This window comes from Caballeronia sp. Lep1P3, from assembly GCF_022879595.1.
Lineage (GTDB): Bacteria > Pseudomonadota > Gammaproteobacteria > Burkholderiales > Burkholderiaceae > Caballeronia.
The window spans coordinates 173,706-194,722 of sequence record NZ_CP084268.1 but is presented as its reverse complement, the minus strand read 5'-3'; the positions used below and the strand labels follow the sequence as shown (position 1 = coordinate 194,722).

The window sequence follows — 21,017 nt, the reverse complement described above, 5'->3', positions numbered from 1 at the left end:
CGCTTCACGAATCGGGCGATGCATCGCGCAGCGAACCGAAACGCCACGAGAGCCGCCGCGTCGCCGCGAGGAGCGCGCGCGCGGCTGGGCCATCGACGTTGCGCTCGATGCTGCGCGAAGGCCCGATCACCGCGATCACCAGCCGGATGCTGTCCGTGTGATCGAAGACCGGCGCCGCGAACGTGCCGATGCCGGGCACCGGCGCGTCGAATGCATCGTCGATGCCGGTCTCGCGAATGCGCGCGAGACGTTCCCGATACGCGCGCGAAATCGACGGCTTCGCTTGCGCGCCGGCGAGCCGGATGGGTTCCTGCGCAAGCCATCCGGCGAGCGCGTCCTCCGGCACATGCGCGGCGAATACGCGCCCGATCGCCGTGTTGACGAGCGACATCACCGTGCCGACGCGCAGGCTGATGTGCTGAGGCCGCGACGATTCTTCGAGACGGATGACGGTCGGTCCGAGCGGGCCGAGCGTGGCGGCGGCGACGCTCAGTTGCGTCGTCGCGGCGAGCGAGACGATTTCCGGTTCGGCATCGCGTGTGGGCGAAAGCCGTTGCAGCGCGACAAGCCCGAGTTCGAAGCCGAGCGGACCGGCGGCGAAACAGCCGTCGTCGCCCCGAGACAGCAGCCCGATCTTTTGCAGGCTGACGAGGTGAGGGAACGCCTTCGCGGGCGGCATGCCGGCGGCGGCCGCAAGGTCGCGCAGGTTCATCGCGTGACCCGCTGCGGCGAGCGCCTTCAGCAAGTCGCCCGTGCTGTCGAGCGCGCTGATTCCGCGCTGCGCTTTGGTTTCGGACGCGCTCGCGTCGTGCGGAAGGTTCGCGAAGTCAGTTGCCATGAATCGATTGCGGTTGGTTCAGCGCTTCGGTGATGCATCGCGCGGCGTCGCGAAGCTCGCGCGCGATGCCGCCCTGCCAGGTCACGTCCATCGCGCCCGATGGTCCGATGACCGTCAGCGCGAGTTGCAAGCGGCCGCTCGCGTCGAGCACGGGCGTGCTCATGCTGCTGATGCCGGGACTCGGTATATCGACGCTGCGCGCCATGCGGCGCCGGCGCGTGTCGTCGAGGCTCGCGTGCCAGTGTGCATCGTCGGGCGAGGCTGTATCGTCGATGCCGACGCGCGGCCGTTCGATGCCCTGGCTCTGCATCATTGCGGCGAGTTGCGACGCATCCAGAAACGCGCTGAACACGCGCCCTGTGGACGTGCCTTGCAGCGACATCACCGTGCCGATGTGGAGATTCACATGCAGCGGATGGGCGCCGCGTTCGTAGCGCACGATCATCGGCCCTTGCGCCCCCGCGACGCACACGGCCACGCTATGACCGATGCGTTGCGCAAGCTGTGCGGCCTGCGCAGCCGCCAGGCGATACGCGGGCTGCTCTTCGACGAACATCAGACCCAGACGCAGCGAGAGCGGCCCCGGCTCGTAATATCCAGTCAGGGCATCGCGCTTGACGAGGCCGAGCTTCGTCAAGCTGACGAGATACGTGTGCGCCTGCGCAGTGGACAACGCCGAGGCGCTCGCGAGTTCGCTCAATCCGACCGGCGCGCGACGCAGCGCGAGCGCTTCCAGAAGGCGGCCGGCGACTTCGACGCTCTGGATGCCTCGTTGCGGTTTGTCTGTGACGTCGTTCAAGTGCAGTCGCTCCTCGCGCGCGATTCGGGCGTCCGATGCTAGCGCATCCGCTATTGAAAGACCACGACGGGGGTTTTCCCGTAGTTCAACTATAGCAAGCCCGTTTGCCATTGACAAACAAAATGCCCGACGCGACCATGGGCTATTCGCCGCGCATCCAATGGAGACAGACATGGCAAAAGCCTTCGCATCACAGGCCGATCTGGAGCAGAAGAACGTCACCTTCACGCAGCTTTCGGAGAACGCATGGGCGTACACGGCCGAAGGCGATCCGAACTCGGGCGTGGTCATCGGCGACGACGGCGTGCTGATCGTCGATACGACCGCGACGCCCGCGATGGCGCAGGATCTCATTGGGAAGATCCGCAGCGTTACCGATAAGCCCATCAAGTATGTGGTCCTTTCGCACTATCACGCGGTGCGCGTGCTCGGCGCGTCGGCGTATTTCGAGGAGGGCGCGCAGCAGATCATCGCGAGCCGTGGCACGTATGAAATGATCGTCGAGCGCGGCGAGCAGGACATGAAGTCGGAGATCGAGCGCTTTCCGCGCCTCTTCGCGGGCGTGGAAACGGTGCCGGGTCTCACGTGGCCGACGCTCGTCTTCGAGAAGGAAATCACGCTGTGGCTCGGCAAGCTCGAAGTCAGGATCGCCCATCTCGGCGCGGGGCATACGAAAGGCGATACGGTCGTCTGGCTGCCGTCGCAGAAGGTGCTCTTTTCGGGCGATCTCGTCGAGTACGACGCGGCGTGCTATTGCGGCGATGCGCAACTCGAAGAATGGCCCGCGACGCTCGAAGCGCTGCGCGCGCTGAATCCCGAGAAGCTCGTCCCCGGCCGCGGGCCCGCGCTGCTCTCGCCGGCCGAAGTCGGCAAAGGCCTCGACTATACGAAGGATTTCGTGACGACGCTCCTTCAGGCAGGCCGCGAGGCGGTGGCCGACAAGCTTGACCTGAAAGGCGCGATGGCTCATACGCGCAAGGCGATGGACCCGAAGTTCGCTCAGGTGTTTATCTACGAGCATTGCCTTCCGTTCGATGTCTCGCGCGCGTATGACGAAGCGAGCGGTATCAGGCATCCGCGTATTTGGACGGCCGAGCGGGATAGGGAGATGTGGGAGGCGTTGCAGGGGTGAGGGTGGGATGGGAGGGGTGTTGTTGTCTCGCCTTCCCTCTTCCAGCATAGTTGCGCAACTTTGCGCCGACGCCCGGTCGCTGAGCTCGACGGCTCGCACACCGGGCCAGTTTGCGGGCGCATCAAGCAAGTCAGCAGTTCTTAGGCTCCAGCCCAACTGTGCTCCGGACCAACACCGGAGTCACGCCTCAATTGCAGTCTCCTTCCTCCTGTCAAACCCTATCTAGGACATTCCCTGAGGCGACCGTCATCGCTCGCCTCGGCGAAGCACCGCGTCAAACCCGACCCGCAGCACACAAACGCCCGCAGCTAAAGGCTCCCCGCCGCATAGACCGCATTTAGTGCACGCGACACGGCCCACGCCCCGCAAACGACCATTACCAGAAGTAGGGCTTATGGCCTAGGAAATGTTGGGGGAGTTCGCGATTTGAATTGATACGCTTGGACCCGTGCATGAATGAACCGATGACAAGCACTGGTGAATCAAGCGGCGTTTGATTCTCAGCGATTAGCGCTCCGCGCGATTCGTGTGCGCAAACGCCGCTCAGTGACGGCGCACGAAGCCGGATGAACCGGACAGTGTGCTGCCCGATCCCTTGAATATCAGTCGGAACGACAGATGACGCCCAACTTGACTCTTGCGCCCGAGAACCCGGCACAGGTGCGTGTACCTCCATACACGAACGCCGCCGCCGCAGGCGCAGAAATTCTGCAGGTGAAAAACCTCTCGAAGATTTTCGGGCCGAAGCCCGAACGTGCCCTCGAGATGATGAAGCAAGGCCGTGGCCGCAGCGAGATATTCGAAGCCACAGGCAACATGGTTGCCGTCGACGATGTGAGCCTGAGCGTTCAGGCCGGCGAGATCTTCGTCATCATGGGACTATCGGGCTCCGGAAAGTCGACGCTCGTGCGTCTGCTCAACCGGCTCATCGAACCCACGTCTGGCAACGTTATCCTGGAAGGCCGCGACATCGCGCCGATGTCCACCGTCGAGCTTCGCGAAGTCCGACGCAAGAAGATGGCGATGGTCTTTCAATCGTTCGCATTGCTGCCTAATAGAACCGTTATCGACAACATCGCTTACGGTCTAGAAGTCTCGGGACAAAAGAAGTTCGACCGTTACGAGACCGCGCGCGCGGCCCTCACGCGCGTCGGTCTCGGCTCGTACGAAAAGCTCTTGCCGAGCGAGCTGTCGGGCGGCATGCAGCAGCGCGTCGGTCTTGCGCGCGCGCTTGCGGTCAACCCCGCGCTGCTTTTGATGGACGAGGCGTTCTCCGCGCTCGATCCGCTGATCCGCTTCGAAATGCAGAACGAGTTGCTGCGCTTGCAGAAGGAAGAGCAGCGCACGATCGTCTTCATCTCGCACGATATCGAAGAAGCCATCAAGATCGGCGGGCGCATCGGCATCATGAAAGACGGCCGCCTGATTCAGGTAGGCACACCGGCTGACCTCATCCAGACGCCCGCCGATGACTACGTGCGCGACTTCTTCCGCAACGTGGACGTCTCGCGCTTTCTGACTGCTTCCAGCCTGCTGGAAAAGCCCAACAAGGGCGTGATTTCATGCGACGTGGGCACGTCTGCCGAGCGCTATCTCTCGGAGATGATCGATTCGAATCTCGACTGCGCCTACGTCTGCGATGAACGCGGACGATTCATCGGCTGCGTGACGCTCGAACGTCTGCACAAGGCCGGCAATCGCACCGTGCGCGACGCGTTGCATCCGGACCTGCACGCCGTCCCCTCGGAAGCCGATCTGCACGAACTGGCCTCTGTCGCGCTCGGCCGCGAATACGACGTTCCGGTCGTCGACGGCGACGGCAAGTTCGCGGGCATCGTTTCGTGCCGGACCATCCTCAAGCAAGTGTTGGAGCGGAGAGCAGCATGAACTCGTCATCATCGATCTTTGGAAAATTCGCGGAAGACCTCGTCAACTTCCTGTTTCAGCACTTTCGCGGCGGCTTCGACGCGTTTTCTTCCGTGCTGGGCGCGTGCGTGAAGCTGCTCGAAGACGGACTAGGCGCCATCCCTTTCATCGCCATGCTGGTATTGCTGATGGCGCTCGCACTGTGGCGACGCGGTGTTCTCTTCTCCGCATTCGTCGGCGTCGCGCTCTACGTCATTCACTACATGGGCTTGTGGGCGCAGACCGTATCGACGCTTGCGCTCGTCATTGCCGCCACGTTCTTCAGTCTTCTGATCGGCGTGCCGCTCGGCATCTGGGGCGCGCGCAACAAGCGCGTCGAAGTCGTGCTGCGTTCGGTGCTGGACTTCATGCAGACGATGCCGGCCTTCGTGTACCTCATTCCTGCGGTGATCCTGTTCGGGCTGGGGCGCGTTCCCGCAGTGATCGCAACGATCGTGTTCGCCATGCCGCCTGTCGTGCGTTTGACGACGCTCGGCATCAGCCAGGTGCGTGAGGAATTGCTGGAAGCCGGGCGCGCGTTCGGCAGCACCGATGCGCAATTGCTCTGGAAGATCCAGCTTCCGAACGCACTGCCATCCATCATGGCAGGCGTGAATCAGACGATCATGATGGCGTTGTCGATGGTCGTCGTCGCCTCGATGATCGGTGCCGGCGGTCTTGGCGAGTACGTGCTGAGCGGCATCCAGCGGCTCGACATCGGTATCGGCTTCGAAGGCGGTCTGGGCGTGGTGCTGCTCGCCATCGTGCTAGATCGGTTGACCGAGAGCTTCGGCGTCAAGTCGAAGAAGCCGCGCAAGACGGCAAAGGCTTCGAAGGCAGGCGCGGTCGGCGCGGCCCGAACCTGAGAGAGAAGTGCCGCAAATCCCGCAGTAACGAACTGCAAGCGCGTCCGCTGACTCGATTAAGTCGCCGGTCGGAAATCCAACGAACGATCGAACTAACAAGGAGTACAAAATGACGGGTGATGTGATGAAGCGCTGGCTGACCAGGACCGCGATGACAGTAACGCTCGGCGCGATGGCGCTCACGGCGGTATCGGCGCGTGCGGCTGAGCCCATCAAGATCGCGGTGACGAACTGGGCCGATGTGCTCGCGGTGGCGAACGTCGCGAAGTACGTGCTCGAAACCAAGCTGCAACAGCCGGTGAAGTTCGTTCAGGCCGACATCGGCATCCAGTATCAGGGCGTCGCGCGCGGCGATCTGGACATCATGGTCGGCGGATGGCTTCCGGTCACGCACGGGACGTATTACGCGCGCTACAAGAACGACATGGAAGACACCGGGATCATCTATACGGGCGGCAAGAACGGATGGGCCGTGCCGGACTACATTCCCGAAAGCGAACTGTCTTCCATTCCGGATCTCGCGAAGCCCGACGTGAAGAGCAAGCTCAACGGCACGATTCAGGGCATCGAGCCGGGCGGCGGTCTCATGCAGGCGTCCGAGAAGGCCATCAAGGAATACAACCTCGCGGGCTATAACCTGCAATCGTCGAGCGAGGCGGGCATGCTCGCGTCGATCACGCGGGCGTATCAATCGAAGAACTGGGTCGTCGTCACCGTATGGAGCCCGCATTGGCTCTGGCAGAAATGGAAGATGCGCTATCTGAAGGACCCGAAGGGCGCGTTAGGCGGCGAAGAGCAAGTGCATGGCTTCGCGTCCAAGCAGTTCGCGTCGAAATTCCCGCGCGCCGATGTCTTCTTTCATCACTTCAAGATGACGCTCGCCGATGTCGAGTCCGTCGAGTTCGATGGCAACTCGACGAACGACTGGCCGAGCGCCGCGAAGAAGTTCGTCGATGCCCACCCCGACAAGGTGAAGGCCTGGCTCGAACAGTAAGCGCAGCAGGCATTGCCGGTCGCTCATTCAACCGTGTTCATTCGAAAGTCGTTGGAGTTGCACATATGAATCACACAGCACGCTTCTTTGCCGAGACGCTGCAGGACCGCGATCCGGTGATCGCATCGGAAATCACGCTGGAATTGCGTCGCCAGCAGACGCAGATCGAGCTCATCGCCTCGGAGAACATCGTATCCGCGGCCGTCATGCAGGCGCAGGGCACCGTTCTCACCAACAAGTACGCGGAAGGCTATCCGTCCAAGCGGTACTACGGCGGCTGCGATCATGTGGACCGCATCGAAGCGCTCGCCATCGATCGCGTGAAGGCGCTCTTCGACGCCGACTTCGCCAACGTGCAGCCGCATTCGGGCGCACAGGCGAACGGCGCAGTCATGCTCGCACTGCTCAAGCCGGGCGACACGGTCATGGGCATGGCCCTCGACGCAGGCGGTCATCTCACGCACGGCGCACGTCCCGCGCTGTCGGGCAAGTGGTTCAACGCAGTGCAGTACGGCGTCGGTCGTGAGACGTATCGCATCGATTACGACGATGTGCGGCGCATCGCCGAGGAGCATCGCCCGAAACTCATCATCGCGGGCTACTCTGCATATCCGCGCGCACTGGATTTCGCGGCATTCCGTGAGATCGCCGATAGCGTGGGCGCGCTTCTGATGGTGGATATGGCGCATATCGCGGGCATCGTCGCGGCAGGCCATCACGAGAATCCGATGCGCTTTGCGGACGTCGTCACTTCCACGACGCACAAGACGCTAAGAGGTCCGCGCGGCGGCTTCATTCTGACGAATAACGGCGACATCGCGAAGAAAATCAATTCAGCGGTGTTTCCGGGCCTTCAGGGCGGTCCGTTGATGCACGTCATCGCGGGCAAGGCGGTGGCCTTTGGCGAAGCGCTGCGGCCGGAATTCGAAACGTATATCGATCAGGTGCTGAAGAACGCGGTCGCGCTCGGCGACGTGCTGAGTGCAGGCGGCGTGCGGCTCGTCACGGGCGGCACCGATAATCATCTGCTTCTGCTCGATCTTCGACCGAAGGGCCTCACGGGTACGCAGGCGGAAAAGGCGCTGGAGCGCGCGGGCATTACGTGCAACAAGAACGGCATTCCGTTCGACACGGAAAACCCGACTGTCACGTCCGGCATCCGGCTCGGCACGCCAGCGGGCACGTCGCGCGGTTTCGGCGAGAAGGAGTTCCGTCTGATCGGCGAGATGATTCTCGAAGTACTGGGCGCGCTGCAGCGCAATTCGCAGGGCGATGCGGACGTCGAGCGCGCCGTGCGCAGCCGCGTGCGCGACCTGTGCAGCCAGTTTCCGATCTATTCGCCCGCGGACGCGCTCGTTTGAATCGCTATCCGCAAGATACAACGGCATCCTAAACAAACCGACGTCGAGGAAAAATGATGGTCAGCTTCGAAGGAGTACATGCACCGCTGGTTACGCCTTTCAACGGTGACGGCGAGATCGATCACGCGCTGCTCGCGAAACACGCGAAGGGTCTCGTCGGCCGTCTGACGGGACTGGGTGTGGGTGGTACCACGGGCGAGTATTACGCGCTGACGCTCGACGAGCGCATCCGCACGTTTGATACGGTCACGGATGCGGTCGGCGGCAAGACGGTGCTCACCGCAGGCATCAACGCGACGACGACGAAGGACGTGATTCACCTCGGCCTTGCCGCCAAGCAGGCGGGTATGTCGGCCCTGCTGTTAGCGACGCCGTACTACGCGCAGCCCACGCAGGATGAACTGCTCGCGCACTTCCTCAAGGTCGATGACGCCGTCGATCTGCCGGTCATGCTCTATAACTTTCCGGCGCGCACGGGCACCGAAATCAGCGATGCCGTGCTCGAAAAGCTGCTCGAACGGCCTAATTTCAGGGCGATGAAGGAGAGCACGGGCGACATCGGTCACTTGCATCATCTGGCGACGCACTTCCCGGACCGGCTCGTGCTCAGTTGCGGCATGGATGATCAGGCGCTCGAGTTCTTCGCGTGGGGCGCGAAGAGCTGGGTGGGCGCGGCGGCCAACTTCATCCCCGAGTCGCACGTCGAGCTTCTGGAAACGTGCGCCAAAGGCGACTTCGCCAAAGGACGCCGGCTCATGGCCGAACTGCTGCCGGTGCTGGAACTGCTCGAGCGCAGCGGCAAGTTCATCCAGTACGTGCGATACGGCTGCGAACTGGCGGGCGTACCTGTGGGCAATGCGCGCGCGCCGCTCGGCACGCTCACCGATGAGGAGCGCAAGGCCTTCGCTTCCGTGGTCGAACCGTTGCTGCGCAAGGGGCAGTGAATTCGATGCGTGCCAATCAAGACTTCGGGCGCGTGCCGACGCCTGACGGGATTAACGGCTGGTGGGAAAGTCTTCCGCCGCCCGCGAATGCCGTCAGGGTCGAGTCCGATCTTCGCTTCGACTGGGTCGTCATCGGTGGAGGCATTACGGGCTTGTGCGCGGCCCGGCGTCTTGCGGAGCTAAGCCCGGATGCGTCGATTGCGCTCGTCGAAGCCGACCGCATCGGGCGCGGCACGGCGGGCCGCAATTCGGGGTTCTTCGTCGATCTGCCGCACGACATCAGCAGCGAAAGCTATTCGCGCAGCGTCGATGCGGACAAGGCGGACATCCGCTTGCAGCGTCATGGCATCGACTATGTGCGCGCTGCCGTGATCGAACATGGTATCGACTGCGACTGGCGCGACGACGGCAAGTACCACGCGGCCGTCAACAAACGGGGCAAGACCGCGCTCGAACACTTCGCGGAAGGTCTGAAACGGATTGGCGAACCATTCCAATGGCTCGACCAAGCTGGAATCGCGGGCGTAACTGGAACCGCGTTCTATCACAGCGCGATTCACACGCCCGGTTGCAGCACCGTGCAGCCCGCTGCGCTGATGCGCGGCCTAGCGGCGGCGCTTCCGCAAAACGTTAAGGTATTCGAACTAAGCGCAGTGAAGCGAATGGACGGCGGTCCCGGCGAGAAGACGCTTACGTTCGCTGAAGGATCGATCGCGGCCAGGCAGGTCATTCTGTGCACCAACTCCTATGCCGCGACCTTCGGCCGTGACGCGAACGGATTGCTGCCCGTCTTCACCTTCGCATCCATGACGCGCGTGATGAATCGGGACGAAGTGGCCGCGCTCGGCGGTCATGCATCGTGGGCGCTGATTCCCGCCGATCCGGTTGGATCGACTGTGCGCCGGCTGATCACCGATCGCATCTGCGTGCGCAATCACTTCGCGTTCAGGCCGGACGTGAGCGTGTCCGATGTCGATCTCGCTAAAGCGAAGGCCTTGCATCAACGGTCTTTCGACAGGCGCTTTCCGATGCTGAAAGACGTCGAGTTCGAATACACATGGGGCGGTGCGCTGTGCCTGTCGGCCAACAGCGGAGCGCTCTTCGGCAAGCGCGAGGATGGCGTGTATCAATCCATCGGCTGCAACGGACTCGGCCTTAGCAGAGGATCGTCGAGCGGCAAGCTGATCGCGGAACATGCGCTCGGGCACTCGAACGAACTGATCGATCTGGCGCTCAGTCATCCGCGGCCGCGTCTCTTGCCGGGGCGTCCCATCTCGGACATCGCGGTGTCGACGGCCATCTGGTTCAAGGAACTCTCGGCAGGCGCCGAACTTTAATCGACGAGGTCAAGCATGAGCACATACGAAGAATGGAAGCAGATGGCCGGGCGCGTATCGCTCGATGGCCGCGCGTTCATCGAAGGAAAACGGTGCGCCGCCGCATCTGAAGCGAGCTTCGACACGCTGAATCCCGCTACAGGCAAAGTGCTTGCGAAGATCGCGAAATGCGAAGCGGCCGACGTGGACCGCGCGGTCGCCGCAGCACGCAACGCATTCGAAAGCGGCGTCTGGTCGAAGGCCGCGCCCGCGCATCGCAAAGGCGTGTTGCTGCGGCTCGCGCAACTGATCGACGAACATGCGGAAGAACTCGCGCTTCTGGAAGCGCTCGAAGCCGGCAAGCCTGTCAGCGAATGCATGAGCCTCGATATTCCCGAGTCGGCCGCGTGCATCCGATGGCACGCGGAAGTCACGGACAAGCGCTATGACGCGCTCTCGCCATCGGGTGCGGGTGTCGTCAGCATGATTACGCGCGAGCCGATAGGCGTCGTCGCAGGCGTGCTGCCGTGGAACTTTCCGGCGCTCATGCTTGCGTGGAAGATCGGGCCGGCGCTGTCGGTCGGCAATAGCGTCATCATCAAGCCGGCGGAGCAGACATCGCTTTCCACGCTGCGCATCGCGGATCTCGCCATCGAAGCCGGCTTGCCTGCGGGCGTGTTCAACGTGGTGACGGGTTTCGGCGAAGGCGCGGGGCAGGCGCTCGGTCTTCATCGCGATGTGGACCTCGTCGCGTTCACGGGCTCGACTGAAACGGGCAAACGCTTCCTGCGCTATTCCGCCGATACGAACCTGAAGCGCGTGGTGCTCGAATGCGGCGGCAAGAATCCTCAAGTCGTGTTGCCCGATGTCGCGAATCTCGATGCCGTCGCGGAAAACGCGGTCGCCGCCGCGTTCTGGAACATGGGCGAGAACTGTAGCGCGGGCTCGCGCATCATCGTTCCGTCGAGCATGAAAGCCGCGTTGCTCGAAAAGATTCAGGGCGTGCTCGAAGGCTGGCGCACCGGCGACCCGCTCGATCCCGACGTGAAACTCGGCGCGCTCATCGAAGCCGGCCATTACGACAAGGTGCTATCGCACATCGAGAAGGCGAAGGCCGAAGGCGCGCATCTCGTGTGCGGCGGCAACGCGGCGCTTTCGCAAAGCGGCGGCTGGTTCGTCGAGCCGACGATCTTCGACAACGTGACGCCCGAGATGAGCATTGCGCGCGACGAAGTGTTCGGGCCGGTGCTGTGCGTCATCGAATACGACGATATCGAGGATGCGGTGCGCATTGCCAACGATACGTGCTATGGCCTCGCTGCATCGCTCTGGACGGACAACGTGAACCACGCGCACAAAATCGCATCGCGCATTCGCGCGGGCACGGTCACGGTCAACTGCTTCGGCGAAGGCGATCTCTCGACGCCTTTCGGCGGCTTCAAGCAGTCCGGCTTCGGCGGAAGAGACAAGTCTGTCTACGCGCACGACCAGTATTGCGAGCTCAAGACGACATGGATCAAGCTCGCGGACTGATACCGCATTGAACATGACTGCGGCACATTCGGGAATCCATCTATGAATATAGGCTTTATCGGCTCCGGCGGCATCACGAAGGCGGTCGTCACGGGCCTCTGCCGTTCGAGCTTGAACGTTGAAAGCATCGCGCTTTCGCCGCGCAACGCTGAAACGGCGGCGGAACTCGCGAGGCTGGACGATCGCGTTCGCGTCTGCGAATCCAATCAGCGCGTGCTGGATGCGTGCGATGTCGCGTGCATCGCGGTATTGCCGGGCGTCGCGACGGATGTGCTTCACGCGCTCGCGTTCCGGCCGGAGCACACCGTCATCAGCTTCGTTGCCGGACTGACGATCGAGCAGCTTGCGCGCTGCATCGGCGCGGGAGCGCGGATCGTCCGCGCCATTCCGTTGCCCGCGACGGCGCATGGCTTCGGCAGCACGGTGATTCATCCGCCGAATGAACATGCCGCCGCGCTGTTCTCGGCTGTCGGCGCGGCGGTGGAAGTGAGCGAAGAACGTCAATTCGATGCCTTCTCCGCCGCGACCGCGACCATGTCGACGTATTACACGTTCGTCGAGGCACAAGCGAAGTGGCTTGTGAAAGAGGGCGTACCCTACGACCGTGCACGCGCTTTTTTGTCGGGTTATTACTCGGGGCTAGCGCAGATGGCGCAGCTTGGCCACGACTCGTTCGCCGATCTCGCGATGCAGTGCACGACCGAAGGCGGCATCAACGCGCTCATGCATTCGAAGCTCGAATCCGAGGGCTTTTTTGCGCAGATCGGCAGCGCGATGAACGCGGTAGCCGAGCGACTGAACGCGAACGCATGACTCGGGGCGCTTGCGAGCAAGGCACGTCGGAATAAAAATGCGGCAGTAAGATAAGCAACAACGAGTCCATCGGTCAGGCGTTCCGCGAGGACGGCATCTGACGCGATGGCTTTTGCCGCGCTACAGAGGCTCCAGACCATGCAGAAAAAGCAGATCTTTACCGACCGCCTGCTCGCGCAAATGCCTTCGCTGCGCGCGCTCAAATGCTTCGTCACAGCGGCGCGCTACGAGAACTTCACGCAAGCCGCCGAAGTGCTTTGCGTGACGCAAGCCGCCATTAGCCGGCAAATCAAGGAGCTCGAGGATTCGCTCGAAGTGGCGCTCTTCGACCGCTCGGGAAGACACATCGCGTTGACCGAAGCGGGACGCCTTTTGTACAACGCGTCGTATCTGTCGATCATGAATATCGCGGAAACCGTCGAGACAGTGCGACGTGCCGGTCGCGCGGCGCTGACGGTTTGCGTGTCGCATACCTTCTCGGCGCTGTGGCTCGCGCCAAGGCTTCAGGCATTCAGGAAGCTCTTTCCCGATGTGAAACTCAATGTCATCGTGACGGATCACTTCATGGAGTTCGACAGGCTCATCGATCCCGATGTCATCATCACGAAGAACCCGCCTCGCGAAGCGGAGTATGAAGTCGAGCGCCTGTTTCACGATGTCGTCTATCCCGTTTGCAGCAAGCGGTTCTTCGAGGAGCAGTATCGCGGAAGGAAGTTGGGCGCGCTCGATCTGCTCAGATATCCAACGCTCAATCTGTCGCCGCTTGGCCGCACGCAAGTGTGCGAGCACGTCGACTGGCGCGTATGGCGCAACTGGTTCCAGCAAGGCGAAGGCGGCGAACGAATGGTCGAAACCGATCATCTCGAGAGCAACGACTATCGCCTGCTCGTATCGCAAGCGGAAGAAGGCGAGGGCACGCTGCTCGGCTGGCATCACCTCGTGCATCGTCAGGTGGAACAGGGCGTTCTCGTGCGGCCCGTGCAGGAAAGTCTCGTGTTCGCCGACCGGTATCACTATCTCATCACGCACAAGAACGCGGTCGAGCGGCCGGAGTACAAGCTCTTTCGCACCTGGCTCGTGGGCGAAGTGAAGGACATGATGGCGAGCTGGCGCGAGGATAACGCGCGCAGCGAGGAACGCGCCGTGTCGTAATCATCCGACGATAAAACACATGACAGAGACACCGCAGGGCCGCACGGTTCACAGCGTGCAGAAAGACGCGTGGAAACCGATGCTCATCGAAGGAGAACGTCATCCCGGCTTCTGGATCATTCCCGTCGCCGACGACGATAGCGGCGCATGGACGAGCTACTGGATGCGGCTCGATGCCGGGGCGAAGTCCCTCTTTCATACCCATGAATCGACCGAATTGCTCTTCATCATGGATGGCGTGTACACCGATCAGGACGGCACGGATTTCACCGCCGGCCAGATCGTGACCTTCGCGAAGGGAACCGCGCACTGGTCGCACTCGCGCGATGGCTGCACGGTGCTCGTCGTCACGGGCAGCGAATCGACGCTTTAGCCGGCGTCGAAGAGACGCATTCAGAGTCACTCACGTCGCCGCGAAAATGAAAACGACATCCACGCGAACGAGAGGCTATCGCAGGCTGATTCCTTCGGTGACCGCGCTCGTCGAGTTCGAAGCCGTCGCGCGTTTGCAGAGCTTCACGATGGCCGCGCACGAACTGGGCGTGACGCAGGCGGCAGTCAGCCGGCAGGTGAAGTTTCTCGAAGACACGCTCGGGTGCCGGCTCTTTCGCCGGCTGCATCGCGCGATCGAACTGACGGACGAAGGCCGCGAGCTGTATCTCGTCGTGGCCGAGTCGATGCAGAAGATCGCTGGCGTATTCGACCGGCTCGTCAGCGATCCCGGCCAGCAGGAACTCGTGGTTGCCGCAACGTCGGCGTTCTCGCACTTTCGGCTCTTGCCGCGCCTCTCGCGGCTCAAGGAGGCCATGCCCGAGCTTCGGCTGCAACTCTCGACGCAGATGTTCACCGCGGACCTGCGCCACAAGGAGATCGATGCTGTCGTGCGCTTCGGCAACGGCGCATGGGCGGACGGCAGCGCGACCTTTCTCTTCGACGAGGAAGTCTTTCCCGTCTGTTCGCCGGCATGGTTGCGCGCGCGAGGCAAGCCCGCGTCGATTGCGGACCTCGCGAACGAGCCGCTCATCGAGTCTGACTCGACATCCGAAGGCTGGATGACATGGGACGAGTGGTTCAACGCGCTCGGGCATCGCCCGCTCAGGCTTCAGTTCGCGCTGCGATGCACGCTCTACACGGATGCCATAGCCGCCGCGCGATACGGCGAAGGCATCGCGCTCGGCTGGGGGCGGCTGGTGCACGACCTGCTGCAAGCGCGCGAACTCGTGAGGCTTCCGGTGGCAACGTATAAGTCGCCCGATTCGTACTACGTGATCGTGCCGCACGGACGCACGATCACGCCGGCCATCGACGGTCTGATCGATGGCTTGCGCGCGGAATCGATTGCGCTCGAGTCGTTCTGAGCGAGCCGCGCCCACGTATAACTTGAAGTTATGCCAGGCTGCATATAAAGCGCGTTGACGTCGTTTTGCGTTGCTCCAATACTCGGGTTCATCGCGGGAGCATTCGAATTCCCGCACCCCTGAGACGCGGAGAAAACGATGTCCGAAGTGCACATCAAAACGCATGGCGAACTGATTCGCAGCCGCGAGCCGGGCCACGGCATGCCGGGCGAACTGTTCGGCCGTGACGACGTGTTCGACAACGATGTCGATGTCTTCTTTCACAAGCACTGGATACTCGTCGGCGTGACGGCGGACGTACCCGAGTCCGGCGACGTATCGACCGTTGATATCGGGCGTGCGTCGATCATGATCGTGCGCGACGACGACGAGAACATCCGCACGTATCGCAACGTGTGCCGGCATCGCGGCGCGCGCCTGAAAGAAGCGGGCAAGTCGACCGTCGGCATGCTCGTTTGTCCGTATCACCAGTGGACCTACGATCTCGATGGTTCGCTGCGCCACGCGGGCCACATGGGCCGCGACTTCGACCGCACCTGCCGCAGCCTGATGCCCGTGCATACGAAGGTGATCGGCGCGCACATCTTCGTGTGCCTCGACGAGCGCGCGCCCGAAGACATCGCGAAGCTCGCCGATACGCTCACGCCGCGCCTCGCGCCCTATGACCTGCAACACACGAAGATCGCGTTCGAGCAGGAGATCGTCGAGAACGGCAACTGGAAGCTCGTCGTCGAAAACAACCGCGAGTGCTATCACTGTCAGGCGACGCATCCCGAACTGACCGCATCGTTTCTGCCGGAAGACTTCGGCTTTTGCGCGGAAGAGTTGAGCGATGAATCGCTTCGCGCGCTCGACGACTACAAGACGCGCAATGCGGCATCTCAGGCAAGCTGGCAACGCGACGGGTTCATCGGCGATACGGTCGAATGGCTCGGCGAAGATGCGGTGACGCAATTTCGCACGCAGCAACTCGTGATTGCCGGCGCCGGCGAGTCGCAGACCGTGAGCACGAAGGTCGCGAGCGCGAAGCTCTTCGGCAAGCTCACGCGGCGCGATCTCGGCGACCACCATCTATGGACGCATAACTCGTGGACGCACGTCATGAGCGATCACGCAGTGGTGACCTACATCATTCCGCTTGCACCCGACAGAACGCTCGTGCGTTCGAAGTGGCTCGTTCATGCGGACGCGGTGGAAGGCGTCGATTACACCGTCAAGGAACTGACCGAAGTGTGGGCCGCGACGAATGCGCAGGACAAGCACCTCGTCGAAATAACGCATCAGGGCACGCAGGACCCGGCTTATCGTCCCGGCGTGTTTTCGCCTTTCACCGAGGTCTACGTCGAACAGTTCTCGCAGTGGTATGCCGCGAGACTGCATGCACATGGAATCTAAAGAGGCGAATCCGATGAACGCAATCGATACGGCTTTCCTGCGCATGCCCGAAACCTTCGACCGGCTATGCAGCCCTCGCACATGGGACACCGGCACGCGGGCCTGGGCAAGCGGCGAGCAGCAGACGTTGACATGCTGCCGCGTGATCGACGAAACGCACGACGTGAGGACCTTCGAGTTCCGCACCGAAGACGGCGTGCCCGTGCGCTTCGAGCCGGGCCAGTTCATGACCGTATCGGCGCACGTGCAAGGGCAATCGGTCGAGCGCTGCTACACGATTTCGTCGCCGCCCACGCGTCCGTGGCTGGTATCGATCACGGTGAAGCGCGTGCCTGACGGCGTCATGTCGAACTGGCTTCACGACACCATGAAGGCGGGCTGCGAACTGCGGGCGTATGGTCCATCGGGCGTGTTCACGCCGAGCGCATCGGCGGCGCAGAAGCTGCTCTATCTCTCTGCTGGGTCGGGCATTACGCCGCTCATGTCGATGACGCGCGCGAGCATCGATCTCGGTCTCGATCGCGACATCGCGTTCGTGCATAGCGCGCGCACGCCTGCGGACATCGTCTTTCGCCGCGAACTGGAACGGCTCGCCGCGCTCTCACCGCGCTTGAAGGTCTTCTTCGTCTGCGAAGGAACGGGCGATGAACCCATGTGGTCCGGTGCGACCGGGCGCCTGAGCCTCCAACTCTTGTCCGCATGGCTTCCGGACTACGCCGAGCGCGATGTGTTCACCTGCGGTCCGGCGGGCTACATGAGCGCCGTGCGCGATGTGTTGCGCGCGGGCGGCCACGATCCGGCGCGCTATCACCAGGAGAGCTTCGATATCACCGCTGGCGTTGCGCCCGAGCCTGCATGCGCGGCCGAGGGCATCTTCAACGTGACGCTATCGAAGTCGTCGAGGACGTTCGCGATGAACGCATCGGAGACCGTGCTTGCCGCGGCACGCAGGGCGGGCGTCGCGATACCGTCATCGTGCAGTCAGGGCGTGTGCGGGACGTGCAAGACGAAACTGCTTGAAGGCGATGTCGATATGAAGCACAACGGCGGTATCCGCGAACGCGAGATTGCCAAGGGCTTCCGGCTCCTATGCTGCAGCCGCCCGACCTCCGACATCGTTCTGGATCTGTAGAACGCTAAGGAGGACAGATGATGACGAACGATGAGATTCAAGCGTCCACGGATCACATGATGGCCGACGTTCGCGCGTATCGTCTGTCGCGTGTGCTGGCGATGCTGCGCCGAAGCGATTGCTCTGCGATTCTGCTGTACGACCCGGTCAACATCCGGTACGCCACCGATACGTCGAACATGCAAATCTGGAGCGGACGCAATCCGTCGCGCTACGTGATGGTGTTTGCGGACGGCCGTGTCATCGGCTGGGAGTTTCATCGTTGCGAGCATGTGTGGGACGGCATCGCGCTGGACTTCGAATTGCGCAGCGCGCTTGGCTGGACCTTCTTCAGCGCGGGCCACGATGCACAGCAACGCGCCGAACTTTGGGCTGCGGAGATCGCCGATGTCATGCGTTGCCGCGCACCCGGCGAATTGCGCCTCGCCGTGGACCGTCTCGATGCGGTCGGCGCTGCTTGCCTCGTCCGGCACGGCTTCGCGCTCATGGATGGGCAAGCCATGATGGAGATGGCGCGCACGGTCAAGTCGAGCGGCGAAATCGCATTGATCGGGGAATCGCTGCGTGCATGCGAGGCGGGCATCGAGCGCATGCGTCGCGAACTGCGGCCCGGCATCACGGAGCAGGACCTATGGGCGCATCTGCATCACGAGAACATCCGGCATGGCGGCGAATGGATCGAAACGCGGCTGCTGGCTTCGGGCGATCGCACGAATCCGTGGATGCACGAATGTTCGCCGCGCATGCTTCGGCAAGGCGAGTTGCTCGCCTTCGACACGGACATGGTCGGGCCGCACGGCTACTGCTCCGATATTTCGCGCACATGGACCGTCGGCGACACGCGGCCCACCGACGCCCAACGCAGGCTCTACGAGCGCGCTTATTCGCAGGTGCACTTCAACATGGACCTGCTGCGGCCCGGCATGGCGTTTCGCGAGTTCTCCGAGAAGGCGTGGAAGATACCCGACATCTACGTCACGAATCGCTATAGCTGTGTCGCGCATGGCATCGGCATGGTGGACGAGTATCCGTCCATCGCGCATCCGATTGACTGGCACGAAGCGGGCTATGACGGCGTGTTCGAAGCGGGCATGACGCTGTGCGTCGAGAGTTACATCGGCGAAGAGGGCGGAAGCGAGGGTGTGAAGCTCGAACAGCAGGTGCTCCTGACGCGCGATGGATGCGTGCCGCTGACCGAGTGCCGCTTCGAGACGCACTGGCTATAACCAATGGTCATAGCCGCTTTTTCCCGGCACGTCGCGCACAGGCAATCAGCGCGAGATAGATCAAGCCGGCTGCAAGCGTCGTGCATCCGCTGTAACGAACGAGGCCGAGCGCCCAGCCTTCGTCGGCGACGTCGAGCCACAGCGCAAGCAGCAAACCGCAAGCGCCTGCGATACGAAGGGAGCGCGCGTATCCACACGCAATGGAACGCGCGAAAAGCGCGTGCTGCACGCGCTCCGTCGCGAGCGCGAGACACGCGAACGATACGGCGCAGAGCACGAGAACAAGGGCATGCGTCATGCGTTTTGCTTTTCGCGCGCATCGCTGGCAACGCCGGCAACGCGCGCGCGTTCTGCCGCGCGAGTCTTCGTCTGCGAACGATGACGCGTGACGCGCACGGCGAGCATCGCATGGAGCGCGGCGAAGGCCCACATTGTCAGATCGAAGCCGGCGAACACCCAGTCGCCTTGCGCGATACTGCGCCATAGCGGACATTGCGTCGTGATTGCATCGAGCACAGGGAGCAGCGCGAGCAGCGAGGCCGCAAGCCACAGCAGTTCGATCCACGCGCGTCGCGCGGGGCGCATGAGCGTATGAAGCAGTGCCGCGCCCCATACCGCGAAAAACACGTTGATTTCAGCGTCCGCGCGATGCGCGAGTGTCGATGGCAATAGACGATTGGCCCATAGATAGCTCGTCATCGCAACGGACAAGCCCGCGATGGTCGCGACGTTCAGCCGCTCCACGAGCCAGAAGCGCACATGAGTACGCGATGAATCGTGCAGCTTTTGACGGCGCTTCACCGTCCACATCACGAGGCCGGTGCCGACCATCGCGGTGCCGCCCAGACTCGCGATGAAATAGAGCCAGCGCAATTGCAGGTCGCTGAAACGCCCGAGATGCAGCGCGTAAAGCACGCCGCGCGTCTCTGCCGCGCCGCCGACATGCTCTCTCACTTCGATGAGCTTGCCCGATACGCCATCGAAGAGCATGTATTGCGGGCTCATCGACACACGCGCGGCTTCGGCTCGCGTCACGGCCACGCGCGCGTTGGCATCGCCGGGAAGCGTGATCGTCACGCGTCCGACGTTGGTCTTGCCCCAATGCGCTTGCGCGGCGCGGACCATCGCATCGACCGGCGCGAGCGCGGCGGGCTTGCCGCTCGGCTTTCCCGGCTGAATGAAGGCGCTTAGCTGCGTCGTCATTGCCTCTTGCGTGGCGGGTGTATTGAACGCGGTCTGCGCGCCCCACGGCATGTACATCGTCATGAGCGTGACGAGGCCCGTATACGTGATCATCGCGTGAAAGGGCAGGCCGAACACCGAGAGCGCGTTGTGTGCATCGAGCCACGAACGCTGGCCCTTGCCCCAGCGAAACGTGAAGAAGTCCACGAAGATTTTCTTGTGCGTGATCACGCCGCTCACGATCGCGACGAGCATGAACATCGCGCAGACGCCCGCGATCCAGCGTCCCGCAAGCGGCGGCATGTAGTAGAACTGGAAGTGGAAGCGATAGAAGAACTCGCCGCCGAACGTATCGCGCGCGGTGGTCGCGTGCGCGGTCGATGGATCGAATGCGGCTTCGCCGAACACGCGTTTGCCGGGCGACGAACGCGGCATGCGCCAGAACGCGTTCATCACGTTCGTGCGCGCGGACGGCAACTCGAAGCTCCATTGCGTGCTGCCCGCCGCCATCTTGCCGAGCGTGTCGGCGACGCGCTGCGCGGCCTCTGCCGCATCCGGCGTGCTCTGCGCATGCGGCTGCTCGGGGCGCATCCATTGCGACGTTTCGTCCTTGAAATAGCTGACCGTGCCGGTGAGAAACATCGCGTAAAGCATCCAGCCGGCGAGCAGTCCCGCCCACGTATGCAGCTCGGACATCGTCTGGCGAATGCCGCGCGGCTCGATGGCGGACCGCTTCATGACCGCGCGCTCCACGCGGCCAGAAGAAGCGGCGCGCCGACGACGATGAGGCCGACCCACGCGCGCGTCGCGCTTCTCACCGCGAAGACCCATACGACCGCGCACGCATACACCGCGAAGCTCGCCAGCATGCCCGCAAGCACCGCCTGCGGCTTGTCGACGGGCAAGGTGAGCGCGGCCACGCTCGTCAGCGCGGCGAGCGCATAGCCGCCGAATAGCGCGGCGGCGATACGCGAAATTAGCGAAAGGAGAGAGGGAAGCGTCATCAAAGGTCGAATTGCACGACGCGCAGCAGCGTGCGCGTGATCGAGAAAATGCGAATCATTCGCAAGT

At 62.7% G+C, this 21,017-nt stretch carries 18 protein-coding genes and 1 pseudogene; 15 read left to right on the top strand and 4 right to left on the bottom strand.

Annotated features, from left to right (window positions below):
* Positions 1–4: 4 nt before the first annotated feature.
* Positions 5–1,643 (bottom strand): annotated as a pseudogene (locus LDZ27_RS25170) (IclR family transcriptional regulator).
* A 166-nt stretch (positions 1,644–1,809) separates the two neighbouring features.
* Between LDZ27_RS25170 and LDZ27_RS25165 the strand changes: the two are divergent.
* The 15 genes from LDZ27_RS25165 (at position 1,810) to LDZ27_RS25095 (ending at position 18,764) form a co-directional block, all read left to right on the top strand.
* Positions 1,810–2,769: an MBL fold metallo-hydrolase gene (locus LDZ27_RS25165; protein WP_244818408.1), complete on the top strand. Its 960-nt coding sequence runs from the start codon at positions 1,810–1,812 to the stop codon at positions 2,767–2,769.
* Positions 2,770–3,387: 618 nt separating this feature from the next.
* On the top strand, positions 3,388–4,656 hold the full coding sequence (locus LDZ27_RS25160; protein WP_244818407.1) for a glycine betaine/L-proline ABC transporter ATP-binding protein: 1,269 nt from the start codon (positions 3,388–3,390) through the stop codon (positions 4,654–4,656).
* Positions 4,653–5,540, top strand: coding sequence for a proline/glycine betaine ABC transporter permease (locus tag LDZ27_RS25155; RefSeq protein WP_244818406.1), 888 nt, complete (start codon positions 4,653–4,655; stop codon positions 5,538–5,540). The genes LDZ27_RS25160 and LDZ27_RS25155 overlap by 4 nt, the downstream gene beginning before the upstream one ends.
* Positions 5,541–5,691: 151 nt before the next feature.
* Positions 5,692–6,534, top strand: a complete 843-nt coding sequence (locus LDZ27_RS25150; RefSeq protein WP_370653499.1) for a glycine betaine ABC transporter substrate-binding protein — start codon at positions 5,692–5,694, stop codon at positions 6,532–6,534.
* A 65-nt stretch (positions 6,535–6,599) separates the two neighbouring features.
* Positions 6,600–7,895 (top strand): serine hydroxymethyltransferase, encoded by a 1,296-nt coding sequence (gene glyA, locus LDZ27_RS25145; protein ID WP_244818404.1) that lies wholly within the window; start codon positions 6,600–6,602, stop codon positions 7,893–7,895.
* A 53-nt stretch (positions 7,896–7,948) separates the two neighbouring features.
* A complete protein-coding gene (locus LDZ27_RS25140) occupies positions 7,949–8,839 on the top strand; it encodes a dihydrodipicolinate synthase family protein (protein ID WP_244818403.1) in 891 nt (296 codons plus the stop codon).
* Positions 8,840–8,844: 5 nt separating this feature from the next.
* The gene (locus LDZ27_RS25135; protein WP_244818402.1) at positions 8,845–10,176 is read left to right on the top strand and encodes an FAD-binding oxidoreductase; all 1,332 of its coding nucleotides are present in this window, start codon (positions 8,845–8,847) and stop codon (positions 10,174–10,176) included.
* A gap of 15 nt (positions 10,177–10,191) precedes the next feature.
* Positions 10,192–11,688 (top strand): aldehyde dehydrogenase, encoded by a 1,497-nt coding sequence (locus tag LDZ27_RS25130; RefSeq protein WP_244818401.1) that lies wholly within the window; start codon positions 10,192–10,194, stop codon positions 11,686–11,688.
* A 42-nt stretch (positions 11,689–11,730) separates the two neighbouring features.
* On the top strand, positions 11,731–12,501 hold the full coding sequence (locus LDZ27_RS25125) for a pyrroline-5-carboxylate reductase (protein ID WP_244818400.1): 771 nt from the start codon (positions 11,731–11,733) through the stop codon (positions 12,499–12,501).
* 138 nt (positions 12,502–12,639) lie between these two features.
* On the top strand, positions 12,640–13,653 hold the full coding sequence (locus LDZ27_RS25120) for a LysR substrate-binding domain-containing protein (protein WP_244818399.1): 1,014 nt from the start codon (positions 12,640–12,642) through the stop codon (positions 13,651–13,653).
* Positions 13,654–13,672: 19 nt separating this feature from the next.
* A complete protein-coding gene (locus LDZ27_RS25115) occupies positions 13,673–14,026 on the top strand; it encodes a cupin domain-containing protein (protein WP_244818398.1) in 354 nt (117 codons plus the stop codon).
* Between the two features lie 46 nt (positions 14,027–14,072).
* Positions 14,073–15,011, top strand: coding sequence for a LysR substrate-binding domain-containing protein (locus tag LDZ27_RS25110; protein ID WP_244818397.1), 939 nt, complete (start codon positions 14,073–14,075; stop codon positions 15,009–15,011).
* Positions 15,012–15,149: 138 nt separating this feature from the next.
* Positions 15,150–16,406 (top strand): aromatic ring-hydroxylating dioxygenase subunit alpha, encoded by a 1,257-nt coding sequence (locus LDZ27_RS25105; protein WP_244818396.1) that lies wholly within the window; start codon positions 15,150–15,152, stop codon positions 16,404–16,406.
* Between the two features lie 43 nt (positions 16,407–16,449).
* Entirely contained in the window at positions 16,450–17,538 is a 1,089-nt protein-coding gene (locus tag LDZ27_RS25100) for a 2Fe-2S iron-sulfur cluster-binding protein (protein WP_370653498.1), read from the top strand.
* 17 nt (positions 17,539–17,555) lie between these two features.
* Positions 17,556–18,764: a Xaa-Pro peptidase family protein gene (locus LDZ27_RS25095; protein WP_244818394.1), complete on the top strand. Its 1,209-nt coding sequence runs from the start codon at positions 17,556–17,558 to the stop codon at positions 18,762–18,764.
* A 7-nt stretch (positions 18,765–18,771) separates the two neighbouring features.
* On the opposite strand, the gene LDZ27_RS25090 is transcribed toward LDZ27_RS25095, so the two are convergent.
* Genes LDZ27_RS25090 through LDZ27_RS25080 form a run of 3 tightly spaced genes read right to left on the bottom strand, consistent with a single transcriptional unit; the run spans position 18,772 to position 20,950 of the window.
* Complete coding sequence (locus LDZ27_RS25090; RefSeq protein ID WP_244818393.1) at positions 18,772–19,062, bottom strand: DUF3325 domain-containing protein; 291 nt, start codon at positions 19,060–19,062, stop codon at positions 18,772–18,774.
* Entirely contained in the window at positions 19,059–20,684 is a 1,626-nt protein-coding gene (locus LDZ27_RS25085) for a PepSY domain-containing protein (RefSeq protein ID WP_244818392.1), read from the bottom strand. The genes LDZ27_RS25090 and LDZ27_RS25085 overlap by 4 nt, the downstream gene beginning before the upstream one ends.
* On the bottom strand, positions 20,681–20,950 hold the full coding sequence (locus LDZ27_RS25080; protein WP_244818391.1) for a DUF3649 domain-containing protein: 270 nt from the start codon (positions 20,948–20,950) through the stop codon (positions 20,681–20,683). The genes LDZ27_RS25085 and LDZ27_RS25080 overlap by 4 nt, the downstream gene beginning before the upstream one ends.
* Positions 20,951–21,017: the final 67 nt, after the last annotated feature.

Coding starts and splice junctions, on each gene's coding strand:
- LDZ27_RS25165 (WP_244818408.1), top strand. CDS start 1,810: ATGGCAAAAGCCTTCGCATCACAGGCCGATCTGGAGCAGAAGAACGTC.
- LDZ27_RS25160 (WP_244818407.1), top strand. CDS start 3,388: ATGACGCCCAACTTGACTCTTGCGCCCGAGAACCCGGCACAGGTGCGT.
- LDZ27_RS25155 (WP_244818406.1), top strand. CDS start 4,653: ATGAACTCGTCATCATCGATCTTTGGAAAATTCGCGGAAGACCTCGTC.
- LDZ27_RS25150 (WP_370653499.1), top strand. CDS start 5,692: ATGACAGTAACGCTCGGCGCGATGGCGCTCACGGCGGTATCGGCGCGT.
- glyA (WP_244818404.1), top strand. CDS start 6,600: ATGAATCACACAGCACGCTTCTTTGCCGAGACGCTGCAGGACCGCGAT.
- LDZ27_RS25140 (WP_244818403.1), top strand. CDS start 7,949: ATGATGGTCAGCTTCGAAGGAGTACATGCACCGCTGGTTACGCCTTTC.
- LDZ27_RS25135 (WP_244818402.1), top strand. CDS start 8,845: ATGCGTGCCAATCAAGACTTCGGGCGCGTGCCGACGCCTGACGGGATT.
- LDZ27_RS25130 (WP_244818401.1), top strand. CDS start 10,192: ATGAGCACATACGAAGAATGGAAGCAGATGGCCGGGCGCGTATCGCTC.
- LDZ27_RS25125 (WP_244818400.1), top strand. CDS start 11,731: ATGAATATAGGCTTTATCGGCTCCGGCGGCATCACGAAGGCGGTCGTC.
- LDZ27_RS25120 (WP_244818399.1), top strand. CDS start 12,640: ATGCAGAAAAAGCAGATCTTTACCGACCGCCTGCTCGCGCAAATGCCT.
- LDZ27_RS25115 (WP_244818398.1), top strand. CDS start 13,673: ATGACAGAGACACCGCAGGGCCGCACGGTTCACAGCGTGCAGAAAGAC.
- LDZ27_RS25110 (WP_244818397.1), top strand. CDS start 14,073: ATGAAAACGACATCCACGCGAACGAGAGGCTATCGCAGGCTGATTCCT.
- LDZ27_RS25105 (WP_244818396.1), top strand. CDS start 15,150: ATGTCCGAAGTGCACATCAAAACGCATGGCGAACTGATTCGCAGCCGC.
- LDZ27_RS25100 (WP_370653498.1), top strand. CDS start 16,450: ATGCCCGAAACCTTCGACCGGCTATGCAGCCCTCGCACATGGGACACC.
- LDZ27_RS25095 (WP_244818394.1), top strand. CDS start 17,556: ATGATGACGAACGATGAGATTCAAGCGTCCACGGATCACATGATGGCC.
- LDZ27_RS25090 (WP_244818393.1), bottom strand. CDS start 19,062: ATGACGCATGCCCTTGTTCTCGTGCTCTGCGCCGTATCGTTCGCGTGT.
- LDZ27_RS25085 (WP_244818392.1), bottom strand. CDS start 20,684: ATGAAGCGGTCCGCCATCGAGCCGCGCGGCATTCGCCAGACGATGTCC.
- LDZ27_RS25080 (WP_244818391.1), bottom strand. CDS start 20,950: ATGACGCTTCCCTCTCTCCTTTCGCTAATTTCGCGTATCGCCGCCGCG.